At 49.6% G+C, this 15815-nt stretch carries 18 protein-coding genes and 2 pseudogenes; 6 read left to right on the forward strand and 14 right to left on the reverse strand.

The genetic code is table 11. The annotated features are described in order from the left end of the window. Positions 1 to 31: 31 nt before the first annotated feature. Positions 32 to 667 carry a leucine efflux protein LeuE gene (gene leuE / locus L6R44_RS01465; RefSeq protein WP_032641023.1) on the forward strand — a complete coding sequence of 212 codons (636 nt, stop codon included), beginning with the start codon at positions 32 to 34 and terminating at the stop codon, positions 665 to 667. A 109-nt stretch (positions 668 to 776) separates the two neighbouring features. Here the strand turns inward: leuE and L6R44_RS01470 are convergent. Beyond that, positions 777 to 1307 (reverse strand): annotated as a pseudogene (locus tag L6R44_RS01470) (tyrosine-type recombinase/integrase); the annotation flags it as partial. Position 1308: 1 nt separating this feature from the next. Between L6R44_RS01470 and L6R44_RS01475 the strand changes: the two are divergent. From L6R44_RS01475 to L6R44_RS01485, 3 genes and pseudogenes are all read left to right on the forward strand, one after another. Beyond that, positions 1309 to 1821: pseudogene (locus tag L6R44_RS01475) on the forward strand (phage late control D family protein); the annotation flags it as partial. A 79-nt stretch (positions 1822 to 1900) separates the two neighbouring features. Beyond that, positions 1901 to 2131, forward strand: a complete 231-nt coding sequence (locus tag L6R44_RS01480) for a DNA-binding transcriptional regulator (RefSeq protein WP_237422998.1) — start codon at positions 1901 to 1903, stop codon at positions 2129 to 2131. A 192-nt stretch (positions 2132 to 2323) separates the two neighbouring features. Then, on the forward strand, positions 2324 to 3229 hold the full coding sequence (locus L6R44_RS01485; protein ID WP_237422999.1) for a hypothetical protein: 906 nt from the start codon (positions 2324 to 2326) through the stop codon (positions 3227 to 3229). Between the two features lie 146 nt (positions 3230 to 3375). On the opposite strand, the gene L6R44_RS01490 is transcribed toward L6R44_RS01485, so the two are convergent. The 3 genes from L6R44_RS01490 to L6R44_RS01500 all read right to left on the reverse strand — a co-directional run bounded on the left by L6R44_RS01490 (position 3376) and on the right by L6R44_RS01500 (position 4859). Further along, entirely contained in the window at positions 3376 to 3936 is a 561-nt protein-coding gene (locus tag L6R44_RS01490) for a hypothetical protein (protein ID WP_237423000.1), read from the reverse strand. Positions 3937 to 3951: 15 nt separating this feature from the next. Further along, positions 3952 to 4272 (reverse strand): hypothetical protein, encoded by a 321-nt coding sequence (locus L6R44_RS01495; RefSeq protein ID WP_048998824.1) that lies wholly within the window; start codon positions 4270 to 4272, stop codon positions 3952 to 3954. Between the two features lie 290 nt (positions 4273 to 4562). Beyond that, a complete protein-coding gene (locus L6R44_RS01500) occupies positions 4563 to 4859 on the reverse strand; it encodes a YciI family protein (protein ID WP_032641021.1) in 297 nt (98 codons plus the stop codon). A 220-nt stretch (positions 4860 to 5079) separates the two neighbouring features. On the opposite strand from L6R44_RS01500, the gene tonB reads away from it, so the two are divergent. Then, on the forward strand, positions 5080 to 5802 hold the full coding sequence (gene tonB, locus L6R44_RS01505) for a TonB system transport protein TonB (RefSeq protein ID WP_237423288.1): 723 nt from the start codon (positions 5080 to 5082) through the stop codon (positions 5800 to 5802). A 38-nt stretch (positions 5803 to 5840) separates the two neighbouring features. Here the strand turns inward: tonB and yciA are convergent, their stop codons facing one another. The 4 genes from yciA to L6R44_RS01525 form a co-directional block, all read right to left on the reverse strand. After that, on the reverse strand, positions 5841 to 6236 hold the full coding sequence (yciA, locus tag L6R44_RS01510) for an acyl-CoA thioester hydrolase YciA (RefSeq protein ID WP_008502796.1): 396 nt from the start codon (positions 6234 to 6236) through the stop codon (positions 5841 to 5843). Between the two features lie 104 nt (positions 6237 to 6340). Further along, a complete protein-coding gene (locus L6R44_RS01515) occupies positions 6341 to 6880 on the reverse strand; it encodes a septation protein A (RefSeq protein WP_032641006.1) in 540 nt (179 codons plus the stop codon). A 55-nt stretch (positions 6881 to 6935) separates the two neighbouring features. Next, positions 6936 to 7679 (reverse strand): YciC family protein, encoded by a 744-nt coding sequence (locus tag L6R44_RS01520; protein WP_063409349.1) that lies wholly within the window; start codon positions 7677 to 7679, stop codon positions 6936 to 6938. Positions 7680 to 7704: 25 nt separating this feature from the next. After that, a complete protein-coding gene (locus L6R44_RS01525; protein WP_023335964.1) occupies positions 7705 to 8109 on the reverse strand; it encodes a YkgJ family cysteine cluster protein in 405 nt (134 codons plus the stop codon). 282 nt (positions 8110 to 8391) lie between these two features. Here L6R44_RS01525 and ompW point away from each other — a divergent pair, with 282 nt between their 5' ends. Further along, positions 8392 to 9024, forward strand: coding sequence for an outer membrane protein OmpW (gene ompW, locus L6R44_RS01530; protein WP_237423001.1), 633 nt, complete (start codon positions 8392 to 8394; stop codon positions 9022 to 9024). A 44-nt stretch (positions 9025 to 9068) separates the two neighbouring features. Here the strand turns inward: ompW and yedF are convergent, their stop codons facing one another. The 6 genes from yedF to trpCF all read right to left on the reverse strand — a co-directional run bounded on the left by yedF (position 9069) and on the right by trpCF (position 15815). Continuing rightward, entirely contained in the window at positions 9069 to 9302 is a 234-nt protein-coding gene (yedF, locus tag L6R44_RS01535) for a sulfurtransferase-like selenium metabolism protein YedF (protein ID WP_003856774.1), read from the reverse strand. Further along, positions 9299 to 10510 (reverse strand): selenium metabolism membrane protein YedE/FdhT, encoded by a 1212-nt coding sequence (gene yedE / locus L6R44_RS01540; RefSeq protein ID WP_237423002.1) that lies wholly within the window; start codon positions 10508 to 10510, stop codon positions 9299 to 9301. The genes yedF and yedE overlap by 4 nt, the downstream gene beginning before the upstream one ends. A 489-nt stretch (positions 10511 to 10999) precedes the next feature. After that, positions 11000 to 12133 (reverse strand): acyltransferase family protein, encoded by a 1134-nt coding sequence (locus tag L6R44_RS01545; protein ID WP_237423003.1) that lies wholly within the window; start codon positions 12131 to 12133, stop codon positions 11000 to 11002. 310 nt (positions 12134 to 12443) lie between these two features. Next, positions 12444 to 13253, reverse strand: coding sequence for a tryptophan synthase subunit alpha (gene trpA / locus L6R44_RS01550; RefSeq protein WP_237423004.1), 810 nt, complete (start codon positions 13251 to 13253; stop codon positions 12444 to 12446). After that, a complete protein-coding gene (trpB, locus tag L6R44_RS01555; RefSeq protein WP_024907111.1) occupies positions 13253 to 14446 on the reverse strand; it encodes a tryptophan synthase subunit beta in 1194 nt (397 codons plus the stop codon). The genes trpA and trpB overlap by 1 nt, the downstream gene beginning before the upstream one ends. 10 nt (positions 14447 to 14456) lie before the next feature. Beyond that, positions 14457 to 15815, reverse strand: coding sequence for a bifunctional indole-3-glycerol-phosphate synthase TrpC/phosphoribosylanthranilate isomerase TrpF (gene trpCF / locus L6R44_RS01560; RefSeq protein WP_237423005.1), 1359 nt, complete (start codon positions 15813 to 15815; stop codon positions 14457 to 14459).

Genomic DNA, 15815 nt, shown 5'->3' on the forward strand with positions numbered 1-15815 from the left:
TTCCTGTTGTGTTTAGCAAAAGGAGGGAGAGGTGTTTGCGGAGTTTGGTGTACTAAATTTCTGGACGTACGTTGTCGGCGCATTTTTTATCGTGCTGGTCCCGGGGCCGAATACCCTGTTTGTGCTCAAAACCGGAATTGGGCACGGCGTTAAAAAAGGGTACCTTGCCGCCACGGGCGTATTCATTGGCGATGCGGTTCTGATGTTTCTGGCCTGGGCGGGCGTTGCGGCCTTAATTCAGACCACGCCGGTGCTATTTAATATCGTGCGCTATCTCGGGGCTTTCTATCTGCTCTGGCTGGGGGGCAAAATGCTCTGGTCGGTGGTGAACCGTCAAAAGAATGCTCATGAAAGCGGCCCCGAACCTGCCAGTACGATCATGAAGCGTTCGCTGGTGTTAAGCCTGACCAACCCTAAAGCGATTCTGTTCTACGTATCGTTCTTCGTACAGTTCATTGACGTGAATTCGGAGAGCACCGGCACTTCTTTCCTGATCCTCGCGACGACGCTGGAGTTGATAAGCTTTATGTACATGAGCTTCCTGATCTTCTCCGGTGCGTTTGTCACGCGTTATCTGAAAACCAAAAAGAAACTGGCAAAGCTGGGGAACGGGCTGATAGGGCTGCTGTTCGTCGGGTTTGCGGCGAGATTAGCGTCGCTGCATTGATTGATGAAAGGCTCCTGCGGGAGCCTTTTTAATGTCTGGCGTAGCTGGAAATCCGCGCCAGACAAGGCTTCACGTTTTACTACTAGCAGCCAAAAGCCATAAAAAGCGGCTAGGGTGTGGACACATTGTGGACACTCTTACCACCATTAGCACCCTTCAGCGGGTTAAGCGAAATCGCGTCCTGCAGGTACTGAGGAGCGAAGTGCGCATAGACCATTGTCTGCGCAATTTTCGTATGACCTAATATTCTCTGCAGTGTGATGATATTGCCCCCGTTAATCATAAAGTGCGTGGCGAAAGAGTGTCGCAGCGCATGTGTTGCTTGCCCCGCCGGTAAGTCGGGCTTAACTTCTTTGAGGATTCGCCTGAAGTCAGCATAACTGGCTTCAGGAAAAAGAAAGCCTCGTGTTTTGCCGACTACGTAAGCCGCAACGTCATCAGAGATCGGGACCGTGCGCGGTGTGTTGGTTTTCGTCTTAACGAAAGACACCCGGTTATGAATCACGTTCTCCGCCTTCAATCGCGCAGCTTCTCCCCATCTTGCCCCGGTACTCAAACACAAAACCGCAATTTTACGATTATCACCTGAGAGCGCAGCAAGTAAGGCGTCAATTTCCTCAAGAGTGAGATAGCCCGTTTCGGCTGACCGGGAAGCCAACACCGGCGTGTCGGCAAAATGGCTGCACACCAAATACCCGAAGCCGCAAAAGCAAAAGGTGAAGCTCAAGCGTAAGCCAAAAGAGAAGCACCTCCGCGCGCTGCAGCACCCGAAAGCGACAAAAGCCCCGGCAAAGATTAAAGCCCAAAAAGAGCAGGAAGCGCGCGAGGGTGAGTACATGGCCGGTGAGGCTAACAACGTGCTGGAGCTTACAACCATCTACGCGACAAAGGCGCAGGCCATGCGCGCCGCTCAGGCGAAGTGGGACAAGCTGCAGCGAGGCGTTGCGGAGTTTTCAATCTCGCTAGCGATTGGCCGGGCAGATTTATATCCTGAAACGCCAGTTGCGGTGAAAGGGTTTAAGCGCGTCATAGACGATCAGGCGTGGATAGTCAGCCGGGTGGTGCATAATCTCAACGGGAACGGCTACACGACGGGCTTAGAGCTTGAGGTTAAGGTGTCAGATGTTGAGTATGAGAGTGAAGAAATCGAATAGAAAATGTGGATTATCTATTTGTTTTTTATGGATAAAGTGATTAAAATTAGCGCATCGGAATCGTTAAAAGGTGCTCACCATGTTCCACTGTCCAAAATGCCATCACGCCGCTCATGCTCGCACAAGTCGATATTTTTCTGATACCACAAAGGAGCGGTATCATCAGTGCCAGAATATCAACTGCAGCTGTACTTTTGTCACAACCGAGACCCTTTCGCGTTTTATTGTTTCACCTGGTGAGGTGGTGCCAGCGGCACCGCACCCGACAACTTTTGGACAGCAACAGATCAATTGGATGAAAGCTGCTTGAAATGAGAGAAATTTAAAGTTTAAAGTTTTAAGTTATAAAATATTATGTAACTTATTGAAAATATATCTTTGTTTGTTTATGAAAGGAAGGGTGGGGAGTGATTGATAATGATTTTCTGATTTCGTAAAAATGTTTGAGGTGTTTCTTTTTTTATTAATGGTGACAATATTTGTATGTTACAGAGAGATATTCATGTCAACTATATATCGAATGGGTTCTATAAGTTCAAGTAAAAAGAGAGAAATGAACTATGAGATATTTTCACATAATCTAACCGAAGAATGGTTTAATTGTATGCGAAATAAAACCAAGGTGTTATGGGATTTAGAAGGTATTCATACAACCTGGTGGGCCGCTCATGAAAATTATCTTGAACTTTGCGAGTTTCTTGAAAATCATAAGCAACCGTTATATGTCTGGAAAGAACTTCACCTAATTGGTGATGATTTTCAAAAAGCAATAAAAAAAATAAATCAGTTGGTAACTAACTGTATTGTTTCCTTCACAACTTTCATAACAATATGCGGAATATATATAAAAAAAAGGTTTTCAGACGAAAATATAATTAATAATTGGAATGAAAAAAGAAATTTTTTACACAAAACTATATTTTCATATAGACTAGCTTATGAGCTCAGAAATTATTCCCAGCATTATTCACTTGCTGTATCGAGTGCTGAGGTAATCATGACAGGGGATGAAGTTAAAGGTTTGAGTGCATATATAGATGCTAATCTTTTGAAGTCAAGTGGTTATGATTGGAAAAAATTCGCGAATGATCCGGAGTTCATTAATGCCGAATCTATAAATCTTAAAGACGTCCTTAGTGATTATCTGAGTTGTGTTAATGAAATTTACAAAAATACTTTAATACTGCATACGGATGAACTCAACGAATGCCATTTATATTTTGTGGATTTGATTGGTAAATATGACTTGAAAGAGGGAAAGCATCCTGTTGTTTTTAAAGGTCCATCAAGTTTTTCAAACCAACCTCCTTTAGAAAAGGAGTTCATTCCATTGTATTTATATAAAAGACTGTCAAGTGATTGGAGTGGGAAATTAAATTATGAAGTGGCTTGTGGAGTACTTGCGTGACAAATAATATGCGATCTTAACAAAGGTGTCTTAGTTTTAATCATTTTAAAATGATGATAATCAATAATTAAATGATATTTACATTGCTGCGTTTTTTGATAAATAGAATTCAACTAAGAGATTTAACTCTCTTAGTTGAATTTGTCTTAGTTGAAATAAGAAATGTCTTTTGATTTTTCTTGAACTAATTTTGACCAGAACTCATCTAGGAAATATTCCATTTCTTTATTTGTTGGTTTTAATGAAATCCATAGGTAAATTAAAATGATGGAGAGTTGATATGATGTTTTATTCAGTTCTAATGCGATAACTAACTCTCCAGTTAAATGGCGACGAAATGATTTATCTGTCCACGTGCTTAATTGCAGGAAATCACTTTGAGATGATAGATTGATTATACGAATAGAACGTTGCTGAATTGGTAAGAAACAGTTTAATATGGGGTTTCCATCCCGTTGTGGAGGGGTGATAATTTCTAATGGAATAAGGCTATTCCTTTCTTTATAAGAATCTCGATTACTTGTAGGTAAATGAGGTAAATGAGGTAAATTAAAATGATAGCTGAGTTGTGAGTAATAGTTTTCAATTAACCTGCGGTTGTTGTCAAGTAAAACTCCCGATACAAGAGAGTGCCAGAAGCTATGTGCGAAATTTAAATTTTTTTCTGGTTTTGACGCTTTATAAATGTCTTCAAAGTTATTGATCATTAGTTTTCAACCTGTTTATACAAAGGCTCTTCCGGCCAAAACTTCAATATCTACTCTTTCATGTCTGGTCCCGATAACTACGTAGGATTTTGGGTATTGAGCAGAAACTCCTTTAGCGGCCATACATCTATTTATATCTTTCTCTGCTTGTGCAAATGCGCCTAATCGTATGTTAAGTTCAGCAGGCGGGATTTTTAATTTTAGATCTGAAAGCAAGGCTAATGCTTTTTTGCCTGAAAGTGGTGTTTCACGGCTCCATTTTTCAGACTCTTCAAGTGTCTTTCCCTGAGCCTGTAATCGGCCGCGGTGACTTTTCTTTTTGCATTTTTTTGCCATCTATATATTCCTTAATGAAGAGTTATTATAAATGCCTAGTAAATTATAATTAGTGATTAAGTTTATCTATTATTAAACTACAATATGAAATCTTTCTCAGACTTCTATAGTGTACCAGAAATATCGGGTTTTCGACTTCTACATGTGAACTATTCAAAAATCGGTTTAAGCTCCGCAGGTGCGGAGCTTTGTGTATCGATGTGGTCAGTTTGTGGACGTTACTCGAAATAATTCCTTTTATTTCAGTGAGTTATTGATAATAAAAAGGCTCCTGCGGGAGCCTTTTTGCATCAAAACACTTTTTTATACGGTCTTACCGTTACCTTCGCATACACACCCGCTGCAACGTACGGGTCTGCATCGGCCCACGCCTGAGCGGCTTCCTGAGATTCAAACTCGGCGATAACGGTGGAACCGGCAAAACCGGCGGCACCCGGATCGTTGCTGTCTACAGCAGGCATTGGGCCGGCGGTCAGTAAACGGCCTTCATCCTGGAGCAGCTGCAAACGCGCCAGGTGAGCAGGGCGGACAGACTGGCGTTTCTCAAGTGAATCTGCAACATCTTCAGAGTAAATCACGTAAAGCACGGCGAAGCTCCTTAACCGGTAAAAGTGTCAGCTACGTTATGTGAAAGGGCATACGACTGCAATGTAAAATAAAAACAATGTTAATACCCTGATCTGGCTGCGCCTTTTTTGGCCTCTCTGGCGCTAAAGTTGCGTCAGAACAAAGTGTCTTATTGAATATGATTGCTATTTGCATTTAAAATCAGGGTTCGGTTTTTTAACGTTGATGATTATGACTTCGATGACCCTTGATTTACCTCGCCGCTTTCCCTGGCCGACGCTGCTTTCTGTCGTGATTCACGGTGCCGTTGTGGCGGGTCTGCTGTATACCTCGGTTCATCAGGTTATTGAAATGCCCGCGCCCGCGCAGCCGATTTCCGTGACGATGGTGTCGCCAGCGGATCTTGAGCCGCCGCAGGTTGCTCCTTCCCCGCCACAGCCTGTGGCTGAACCGGAGCCAGAACCCGAGCCCGTTCCGGAACCACCGAAGGAAGCGCCGGTGGTGATCCACAAACCTGAACCGAAGCCAAAACCTAAGCCGAAGCCAAAGCCGGTGAAAAAGGTGGAGGAGCGTCCGAAACGCGAGGAACGTCCGGTCGAGCCGCGCGCGACCCTGCCGGTCGAAAACGCAGCGCCCTCACGTCCGATGATGAACAATACGGCAACGACGGCAAAGCCAACGGTCACCGCGCCAGCGGGCCCGCGCGCCGTAAGCCGCAACCAGCCTCAGTATCCGGCGCGAGCTCAGGCCTTACGTATTGAAGGCCGCGTGCGGGTGAAATTTGACGTGACCGCGGATGGGCGCGTGGATAACGTGGAAATCTTGTCTGCGCAACCTTCTAATATGTTTGAGCGCGAGGTGAAATCTGCCATGCGCAGATGGCGCTATGAGCCGGGTAAGCCGGGGAGCGGATTGATCGTCAATATCGTTTTCCGCCTGAACGGCGGGGCGCAGATGGAATAAGAGAAGCCTCCGAAAGGAGGCTTTTTTTTGCCTGTCGATCAGGCCTGAGGAAGTTGACGAGGTTTACCCTCGCTGTCCACTGCGACATAAATAAACAGCGCTTCAGTGGCCTTATAACGCTGCCCAATAGGTTCAGAAGAGACTTTCTTCACCCAGACTTCGATGTTGATGGAAATGGAGGTATTACCGCGCTTCACGCAGCGCGCGTAGCAGCAAACCACATCACCCACCGCAACCGGGCGCAGGAAGGTCATGCCGTCCACTCTCACGGTGACCACGCGTCCGTGAGCAATCTCTTTTGCCAGAATTGCGCCGCCCATATCCATCTGCGACATCAGCCAGCCGCCAAAAATATCGCCATTGGCATTGGTGTCAGCGGGCATTGCCAGTGTGCGTAAAACCAGTTCGCCCTGCGGGGCGTTAGTTGTTGTCATTGTTTTAACTCGTAACGGAAGACTTCAGGCGGGATGCTACTATGATTCGTGGGCGGTGAGAATAGACCAGAACGTCCGTTGTCGACGTTCTGGTCAGTCGTTAATCAGTGCTTGTCGTCCTGCGGCATGTGGCGGTAGATATATACGCCGCTTAACAGCGTGAAGATAAGGGTCAGCGCGGTCAGGCCGAAGACCTTGAAGTTGACCCAGATATTCTGCGGTAGCCAGAAGGCGATATAGATATTGGCAAGACCGCAGAGAATAAAGAAGACCGCCCAGGCGATATTCAGACGGGACCAGACCTGTTGCGGCAGCGTCAGCTCTTTGCCCAGCATGCGCTGGATAAGCGGCTTTTTCATCACCCACTGGCTGATTAACAGCGCGCCCGCAAACAGTGCGTAAATGACGGTCACCTTCCACTTGATAAATTCATCGTTATGGAAGAACAAAGTCAGTCCGCCGAACACGGCGACCAGCACGAAGGTGACCAGCGCCATTTTTTCGACTTTACGATAGCGAACCCAGCTGTAGATCAGCACCACGGCGGTGGCAACGATCAGCGCCGTGGTCGCCGCATAAATGTCATACAACTTATAAAACGCGAAAAAGACCACGAGCGGTAAAAAATCAAGAAACTGCTTCATTCTGTGATTCCATCTTCTGAACGGGGCGGGGGACGGTAATCTCCCCGCCTCATGATTACTGACGAATTAACATATACAGGCGGAACAGATAGACCAGCAGTAACGCTGAGATCAGATTGCTCAACGTATTCGCCACGACCGCACCCACATTTGGCGTTAATACCGCAAAATTCGGCGCAAACAGGAGCAGAAGCGTTTTGGCGAGCAGCCAGCCGATCACGGCAGGCGCCACCAGACGCATATTAGCCCATGCCAGTCTGATACTGCTGCGCATCGCGGTAAAAATTCCCATCTTATCCTGCACGACCATCACGGGCGCAAAGGAAAGCACGATAGCCAGTAATACCCCCGGCACCACGACCAGCATAATGCCCATCTGCACCAGCATGGTGGTTAAAAAAATCAGGATAAACAGCTTAGGTAAGACCGGCGCGCTGGCACCAATCGCCCGTAATGCGCTCACCCGGTGACCCGCCGATACCAGCTGAATCATCAGCAAAACGCCGCCTGCCAGTACCGCATTACCAATCAGACCGGAGAACGTGGACGCGGCAGAGGCGCGAAGCAGGATTTGCTGCTGTTCCGGCGTCATGTTTTGCACCAGCTCAAACAACCCCACGCTACCCGCAAGATGGTCGCCCTGGCTCAGGCTGGCAATCTGTTCATCACTCGGTGAGAAGGCATGGCCCAGCACCACCGTGATAAAGGCGCAAAGCAACGCGATCAGTAAAAAGGTAATGAACTGATTGCGGAAAAAGTTTCCCGTGTCACGGTAGACAGACTTCGCCGTGATAGACATGCACTCTCCTTGAGTATTGCAGGTGTTAATTAGCCGGCAATTGTACACCGGATGCACCTGCAGTGGCAGCATCAAGGCTTGTATGGAAAAGCATATCTTTGTAAAGCGGCGGTAATCCAACGCGCGCGCGGGCGCGGTTGCAGGCTTCGTTGACCTGCCCATCTTCCCCCGACATGGCAAATTCCCGGCACGGGCTGGGGCGATCCTCATAGATGGAACATCGGGTAGATACCCCTGGCTCGCCCTGCAGCGCGACGCAGCGGGCCTGCTTTTGGTTCGTGCCGCTCATGCAGCGCAAAAAGGGTGTCAACGGCTCGGTTAGATGAACCGGAACGGTACCGCCGCCATCGCTGGCTTCGGCCCAGTAGAAAGAGACTCGAAAATACGCACAACAGGCTCCGCACGTCATGCACGGGTTCATATCACTCATGGCACACCTGCAAAAGAAGAACGCATCAAATCAACTTGTGAGAGCGATAAATTAGCCAGCCGCCAGAGGAAGAGCAAGAGGGGGAAAAGGGAAAAATTTGTAACCGTGAAGTACCAAAAATTGACATGGAAACAACTTACTGCTTTTCAATGCGCCACAAAAAATTAACCCAGATCAATGAATGTTAAGTTACTGGTTTTAATGTGATCTGTGACAGATCACTTATTACTCTTTTGTGAGTATATTCTCATCCGCGATTAAAACCACAACGATGGAGCGGATATGAAAAAATTAGCGGTGGCAGCCCTTGTATTAAGCAGTCTCTCTGGCGGCGCGTATGCGCATGAAGCAGGCGAATTCTTTATCCGTGCCGGTTCGGCAACGGTTCGCCCAACGGAAGGATCGGATAACGTGCTGGGGATGGGCGGTTTTAACGTCAGTAATAACACCCAGTTAGGTTTAACGTTCACCTATATGGCGACGGATAACGTAGGTGTTGAGCTTCTGGCGGCAACGCCGTTCCGTCATCGCGTGGGTCTCGGGCCGACCGGTGATATCGCCACGGTTCACCATTTACCGCCAACGCTGATGGCGCAATGGTACTTTGGCGACGCAAGCAGCAAGGTGCGTCCTTATATTGGCGCGGGTGTGAACTACACCACCTTCTTTGATGAGAAGTTTAACGATACCGGTAAAGCGGCCGGTCTGACGGACCTCAGCCTGAAAGATTCGTGGGGTATGGCGGGGCAGGTTGGTCTGGATTATCTGATTAACCGAGACTGGCTGATTAACGCCTCAGTCTGGTACATGGATATTGATACGGACGTACGCTTCAAGCATAACGGTGACCAGCAAAGCATCAACACGAGATTGGATCCGTGGGTGTTTATGTTCTCTGCGGGGTATCGTTTCTAATCCCGTCCGTTCAATGCGCCCCCGGTGGGGCGCATATCTTTTTCTTATTTTTGAATCAAATAGCGAATGGTTGGCCCGTCCTGCTGGATATCCAGCACCGTGTAGCCGTGGTTTTTCGCATCCAGCGGAATGTTGTTGATGGACTGCGGACAGTCGCTCACCACTTCCAGAATTTCCCCTTTTTTTAGCTGCGGTAGCGCTTCAAGGGTAGCCACTGCCGGGTAAGGACAAGGCTCACCGACCATATCGAGGCGATAGTCAGGTACGATCTCTTTCATGCAGCGTTCTCCTGCGTTTCAGTTTTGACGTCTGCGCGACGGAAGAAGCGTTTCTCCTGTGCGACAACCAGTAAAAAAGCAATAAGCAGCAGGGCATAGGTGACCAGCAGGCCGCCGAGGGGACCGAAGGTGCTCAGCAGGTTCACCTTATCCCAGCTCGTTGCGAGTACCGGAGAAACATCATCCCAGAAGTAGGCCAGGATCGTCGAGCCGATAACATTTCCCAGGCCCACCCACCAGTAATGCACCTGACCTTCAACGGCCCGGTACATCCAGCCGGTTTCACACCCGCCGGCCAGCACAATCCCGAAGCCAAACAGCAGGCCGCCAATCACCGCGTTTGGACCGGCCCACATGATTTTTGGTTCGACGCCTAGCTGGACATAGCTGAAGATGCCGATGGCGCTCACCGCCATCCCGGCAATGATCGCCTTCGCCATCATCGTCCGGCCGGTAATCCACATATCGCGAAACGCGGAGGTAAAGCAGATCTGCGCGCGCTCAATGAGCAGACCAAAACCCACGCCGAACAGCATCGCCAGGCCGAGTTTGGGCTGGTTCAGGGCCGTGCAGAGCGCCCATGCCACCATGGCGAAAAAGACCAGCATTCCGAGGCGGAAACGGCGGCGTGCCTGAGAGGGCCTCTGGGTTAACGGAGACGCCGCGCTGACTTTTGTTATTTTCACCGGAATGCGGAACAGCGGCAGCAGGGTGAATTTTGCGCCAAAGTAAGAGCCGATTGCCGTGGCGACGGCAAAGAACCAGGCGTGAAGCGAAAACTGCGGGATCCCGGTAAAGAAGGCGGCAAGGTTACACCCCATCGCCAGACGGGCGCCAAACCCGGCGATAATACCGCCGACAATCGCCTGCAGAATGCGGATGTGGCTTTTAGGCATACGCAGCTTGACGTTATTTGCCCACAGCGCCGCCGCGAAACAGCCGCCGAACATGCCGATGATCATCATCCCGTCGATGCGGGTGAGCGGCGTACCGTCGAGGTGGATGAGCTTAAAGTATCCCCACTCTTCGGTGTGCACGCCTGCGAGCTGCAGCAGCTGTCCACCCCAGCGGGTAAACTCACCGGTCACGGCCCAGAAGGTACCGGTAATGCCAAAATAATAAGTAGAGAGAATGCCTGCCGCGATAACGGCGGGGACAGGTGACCAGAACTTAACCAGGTAAGTCTGTTTGAAGGATTGCCATGACATGAATAAGCCTCTGAACTCAGAAGGGGTTAGTGAATTAAGCGGATTGGAATATATATCTTTTTCTCAATATCTAAAAGCTCTCAAAAAATATTTTCCAATTATATACACCTTTTATGACCTCAGTCATCAAAAACCTGCAACTCACTGTAAACCGCATATTCCCGCCATTTACTTTCAAGCTTGTTCTATTCACTTTTCACGATCTTTGTTGCACGTCTCTGTCGTGCAAGATGTTTGAGGATTACCCCCGGAGGGAGTGATGTAACAAATTGAGGCCAATTTCCTTGTGAGTTAAGGCGCAGCATTGTGAGATAACTGGGGGGAAATCGGGAAATAAGGTCATCGATACTACAAAGTGGGACTAACGCCTGAGAGGGCAGTGACCTTAAATCTCAGGGGGCAGGAATACGTTTTAAAGGAATATCAAAAAAATATCTATAAGTTATATAATAATGATTTTAACTTCCGGCGCCTACGCGCCGGAGATGATTATTTCGCGTATGCTTTTTTTATGCTACCGATGCTCATTTTCTTTATGAAAGGTCTTTCAATAAAGTGGTAAGTAATGGAAGATAGAATGCATATTGCAATATAACATAAGACTAAGATCACAAAGGTATGAACATTTAACTCTGGTTCATTGTTTGTTTTGAAGTATAGGATTAGAGGGAATAAGATTAACCCTTGTGTCAAATATAAACTGTAGCTTATTGCACCGAGACGAATGGCTGCTTTGGTAATTAAAAAACCAAAAATATTCGCGCCGGAAATAACAGAAAAAAATATTGCGCAGAGGAATAGTTTCTCTGAAGAACCATAAAGTGCAGGTTGCGCTAACAGAGTTATAAGAACCGTGCAAATCAGAGCGGCGTTGGCCATTTTTTTTGTTATGATTATTCTATCCTTGATTTCCCGGCATAACATTCCGGCAAAAAAATAAGACCACAAAGATGAATCATTCGTAAAGCCTGGAAGAAAATATACGGAGAAGGCAAAAAGGAAAATGGTTAATTCAAACGACCATTTTTTGAACATATACAACAACGGAAGAGAAAAATAGAAAATCCATTCCCAGCGCAATGTCCACGTCACCCCAGCCAGAGCCATAAAAGGATACTGGAAAGTAGTGATCGGCGGTTTGTCATTCCAGAGTCCTAAATCAAACCAGGAAAGCGCGTTGCTTATTACACTAAGAGAAAATTCTTTTCGTTCGGTTAATAACAAAAGTAAGCATAGAGCCGCTAAGGAGCAAAATATGGATAACGGTGCAATTCTGTAAAGGCGTTTTTTATATAACTCAATCCAATCCACTTCATTTATTTTTCTAATTTTCCCCCAAAATAAAAAAGCTGTAATCATAAAAAATAAAGCAACCCCATACCTACCAAAATAGAGCAACAAGTCTGATGTTGGGGCCCAATTGCCTTTTTTAATATATGTGTAAGCACAATCCATGTGATGAAATATGACAAATGAGGCAAGGACGTATCTCATACCATCTATACTGTTTGACCTTGTCGGTTCAGTATCTTCATCTATAAATTTGAATAGCGGTAGGCTAAAAATCACAATTGCCAATGCTAAGCATGTGAAAACTAAATAAATCGAAAAGTATAAATCCATCTTCAAACCTTACGGATATTTGTATAGAAAGAATTAGAAGGCTTTGCCTGAACCCGAGGCCATTCTAGCATTGCTTTTTATTATCGTCGAGATGATGTAACTCATTTAATTCCCTGAAAATTGGAAGATTTTTTAGCCCCGCTGCACCACATGACGCTATGTCGTCAGCTTCTTTTTATTCTAATCTGGTGAAAAGTGCAATTCAGTATTTATGTTCTGTTAATTTCAACGGAGTGAAAAGCTGTAAAATCAAAAGGAAGTGTAATAAAAGAGGGTAACCGTCTGGCAGCGCTGCCAGACGGTGAGGGGGTTAGGCTTTACGCGTCGCCGCCTTCATGGCGGTCACAAACGCTTTCAGCTCGGCCAGCATCTGCTCGGGCTTGTCCACGTTCTTTTCGATGATCTTCACAATCGCAGAGCCGGAAATGGCACCCGCCGCCTTTGCGTCAATCGCCGCGGCGACCTGATCCGGGGATGAAATCCCGAAGCCCTGCAGCGGCGGTGCGGCATGGTACTCCGCCAGCTTTTCCACCAGATGATGCAGCGGCAGGGCGGCTTTATTCTCGGCACCGGTCACGCCTGCGCGGGAGAGCAGGTAGGTATAACCGCGCCCGTAAGAGGCTATCTGGCGCAGCAGCGCGTCATCCGCGTTTGGCGGGCAGATGAAAATCGGCGCAACGTTGTGGCGCATCGCGGCCTGGCGGAACGGTGCGGACTCTTCAACCGGTACGTCAGCCACCAGGACCGAGTCAACGCCGACGCGCGCGCACTCGGCGTAAAATTCATCGATACCGCGGTTAAACACCAGGTTGGCGTACATCAGCAGGCCAATCGGAATGGTTGGGTGCTTCTGGCGAATCGCCGCCAGCATTTCGAAGCACTGGGTCGGCGTCACGCCCGCGGCAAACGCGCGCAGGGTGGCGTTCTGGATGGTCGGGCCATCTGCCAGCGGATCAGAGAACGGGATACCCAGCTCCAGCGCGTCGGCACCGGCCTCAATCAGGGCGTCGATAATCTTCAGCGACTGTTCCGGCCCCGGGTCGCCCAGCGTCACGAAGGGAACGAAGGCGCCTTCCTGGCGGGATTTCAGCTCTGCAAATACGTTATCGTAGCGTTCCATCAGATTTCCCCTCGTGCTTTCAGAATATCGTGAACGGTGAAGATATCTTTGTCACCGCGACCGGAAAGGTTCACCACCAGCAGCTGCTCTTTTTCCGGATTGTCTTTCATCATTTTCAGCGCGTGCGCCAGCGCGTGTGAAGACTCCAGCGCCGGGATAATCCCTTCGCTGCGGCACAGCGTTTTGAAGGCTTCCAGCGCTTCGTCATCGGTAATGGAGACATAGTCCGCGCGACCGGTGCTGTTCAGATAGGCGTGCTGTGGCCCGACGGACGGGAAGTCGAGACCGGCAGAAATGGAGTAAGACTCTTCAATCTGGCCTTCGTCAGTTTGCATCATTGGAGACTTCATGCCGAAGTAGATCCCCACGCGGCCATGCTTCAGCGGCGCGCCGTGCTCGCCGGATTCAATGCCGTGACCGGCAGGCTCGACGCCAATCAGACCCACGCTGGTGTCGTCGATAAAGTCTGCGAACATGCCGATGGCGTTAGACCCGCCGCCGACGCAGGCGATGACCGCATCCGGCAGGCGACCCTCTTTTTCGAGGATCTGCGCCTTGGTCTCTTCCCCGATCATGCGCTGGAATTCGCGCACGATGGTTGGGAACGGGTGCGGGCCCGCCGCGGTACCGAGCATGTAGTGCGCGGTTTCGTAGCTGCCGGACCAGTCGCGCAGCGCTTCGTTACAGGCATCTTTCAGCGTCGCGGAGCCGCTGTGCACCGGGATCACTTCCGCCCCCATCAGGCGCATACGGAAGACGTTTGGCGACTGACGCTCAACGTCCTTCGCCCCCATATAGATGCGGCACTTCAGGCCGAGCAGAGCGCTGGCAAGGGCAGAGGCCACGCCGTGCTGTCCCGCACCGGTTTCGGCGATAATTTCGGTTTTGCCCATACGCTTCGCGAGCAGCGCCTGGCCCAGCACCTGGTTAGTTTTATGCGCGCCGCCGTGCAGCAGATCTTCACGCTTCAGATACAGCGTGGTTTTGGTGCCTTCCGTCAGGTTGCGGCATTTGGTCAACGCGGTAGGACGACCGGCGTAATTTTTCAGCAGGTCGGTAAATTCCGCCTGAAACGCAGGATCCTTCTGCGCGCTGACAAACGCTTCTTCCAGCTGGCGCAGCGCGGGCATCAGGATTTGCGGGACGTACATCCCGCCGAACTCACCAAAATACGGGTTTAGTAATGTCGTCATCTTCTCTTCCTTAATATGCACGCAGAGTTTTAAAAACCGAGGCCAGCTTGCTGGCATCTTTGATACCCGGTTGGGACTCTACGCCTGAATTGAAATCGAGGCCTGCACAGCCGGTTTTAGCGGCTTCTACGCAGTTATCCGGGCTTAATCCGCCCGCCAGCAGGACGTTGTCCAGCTTTTCGCCGTTCAGCAGCGACCAGTCAAAACGCTGGCCGGTGCCGCCCTGGCCGTTATCGAGGACGTATTTATCCACGTGGTTCAGGTTACGCGGAGGCAACGTATCGCCAACGCTTTGCGCTTTCCAGATTTGCACCTGTGGTGCCAGCGCGGCGCGCAGGGCATCGATGTAGATCTGGTCTTCACTGCCGTGGAGCTGTACCGCGCTCAGGGATAACGCGTCGGCTTTTGCCGCAACGTCTTCAATATCGGCATTGCGGAAAACGCCCACGTAGCTCAGCGGAGCCGCTGAGATGACCTTACGCGCCTGCTCTTCGCTGACCGCGCGAGGTGAGGAATCCACGAAGATCAGCCCGCCATAAATCGCCCCGGCCTCATACGCAGCCTGCGCATCCTGTTCACGGGTTAAGCCGCAGACTTTGTTTTCCCCCAGCAGCACGCGACGCACCGCGGCGTTGAGATCGTCATGCTCCATCATGGCGGAGCCAATCAGGAAACCGTTGGCGAAGTGGCTCAGCTCGCGCACCTGGGCGTAGCTGTTAATGCCGGATTCGCTGATGACCGTAACGCCCGGACCCAGACGCGGCGCCAGCTGGCGCGTGCGGTTCAGGTCAATCGACAGATCGCGCAGATCGCGGTTATTAATGCCGACCACTTTGGCTTCAAGCGCAATCGCGCGCTCAAGTTCCTCTTCGTTGCTTACTTCGGTCAGCACGCCCATGTTCAGACTGTGCGCTACGGCAGAAAGCTGGCGATACTGCTCGTCGTCGAGCACCGAGAGCATCAGCAGGCAGGCGTCGGCCTGGTAAAAACGCGCCAACCAGATCTGGTACGGGTCGATAATAAAGTCTTTGCACAGGATCGGCTGCGGCGCGATGCCGCTGACGATCGGCAGAAAATCGAAGCTGCCCTGGAAATATTTTTCATCCGTCAGCACGGAGATGGCTGACGCATGATGCTTGTAAATACCGGCAATACGCGCCGGGTCGAAATCGTCACGAATAACGCCTTTTGACGGAGAGGCCTTTTTGCACTCCAGAATAAAGGCGGTGCGTGCGCCCTGCAGGGCGTCATAGAAACGACGGCTGCTCGGGACGACGTCATTCTGGAAACTGGCAAGCGGCTGCTGTTGCTTGCGGGCTTCCACCCAGATGGCCTTATCGGCAACGATTTTCGCTAAAACGGTCTGCAT

The sequence above is a fragment of the Enterobacter cloacae complex sp. ECC445 genome (assembly GCF_021892025.1).
Lineage (GTDB): Bacteria > Pseudomonadota > Gammaproteobacteria > Enterobacterales > Enterobacteriaceae > Enterobacter > Enterobacter chengduensis.

Bases quoted from the DNA above. Each gene is read 5' to 3' on its own strand.
- L6R44_RS01525 (WP_023335964.1), bottom strand. From the start codon at position 8,109: ATGAGTGATATGAACCCGTGCATGACGTGCGGAGCCTGTTGTGCGTAT.
- trpCF (WP_237423005.1), bottom strand. From the start codon at position 15,815: ATGCAGACCGTTTTAGCGAAAATCGTTGCCGATAAGGCCATCTGGGTG.
- yciA (WP_008502796.1), bottom strand. From the start codon at position 6,236: ATGACAACAACTAACGCCCCGCAGGGCGAACTGGTTTTACGCACACTG.
- L6R44_RS01515 (WP_032641006.1), bottom strand. From the start codon at position 6,880: ATGAAGCAGTTTCTTGATTTTTTACCGCTCGTGGTCTTTTTCGCGTTT.
- trpA (WP_237423004.1), bottom strand. From the start codon at position 13,253: ATGGAACGCTACGATAACGTATTTGCAGAGCTGAAATCCCGCCAGGAA.
- ompW (WP_237423001.1), top strand. From the start codon at position 8,392: ATGAAAAAATTAGCGGTGGCAGCCCTTGTATTAAGCAGTCTCTCTGGC.
- L6R44_RS01495 (WP_048998824.1), bottom strand. From the start codon at position 4,272: ATGGCAAAAAAATGCAAAAAGAAAAGTCACCGCGGCCGATTACAGGCT.
- L6R44_RS01520 (WP_063409349.1), bottom strand. From the start codon at position 7,679: ATGTCTATCACGGCGAAGTCTGTCTACCGTGACACGGGAAACTTTTTC.
- L6R44_RS01480 (WP_237422998.1), top strand. From the start codon at position 1,901: ATGTTCCACTGTCCAAAATGCCATCACGCCGCTCATGCTCGCACAAGT.
- L6R44_RS01485 (WP_237422999.1), top strand. From the start codon at position 2,324: ATGTCAACTATATATCGAATGGGTTCTATAAGTTCAAGTAAAAAGAGA.
- yedF (WP_003856774.1), bottom strand. From the start codon at position 9,302: ATGAAAGAGATCGTACCTGACTATCGCCTCGATATGGTCGGTGAGCCT.
- L6R44_RS01545 (WP_237423003.1), bottom strand. From the start codon at position 12,133: ATGGATTTATACTTTTCGATTTATTTAGTTTTCACATGCTTAGCATTG.
- trpB (WP_024907111.1), bottom strand. From the start codon at position 14,446: ATGACGACATTACTAAACCCGTATTTTGGTGAGTTCGGCGGGATGTAC.
- yedE (WP_237423002.1), bottom strand. From the start codon at position 10,510: ATGTCATGGCAATCCTTCAAACAGACTTACCTGGTTAAGTTCTGGTCA.
- L6R44_RS01490 (WP_237423000.1), bottom strand. From the start codon at position 3,936: ATGATCAATAACTTTGAAGACATTTATAAAGCGTCAAAACCAGAAAAA.
- tonB (WP_237423288.1), top strand. From the start codon at position 5,080: ATGACCCTTGATTTACCTCGCCGCTTTCCCTGGCCGACGCTGCTTTCT.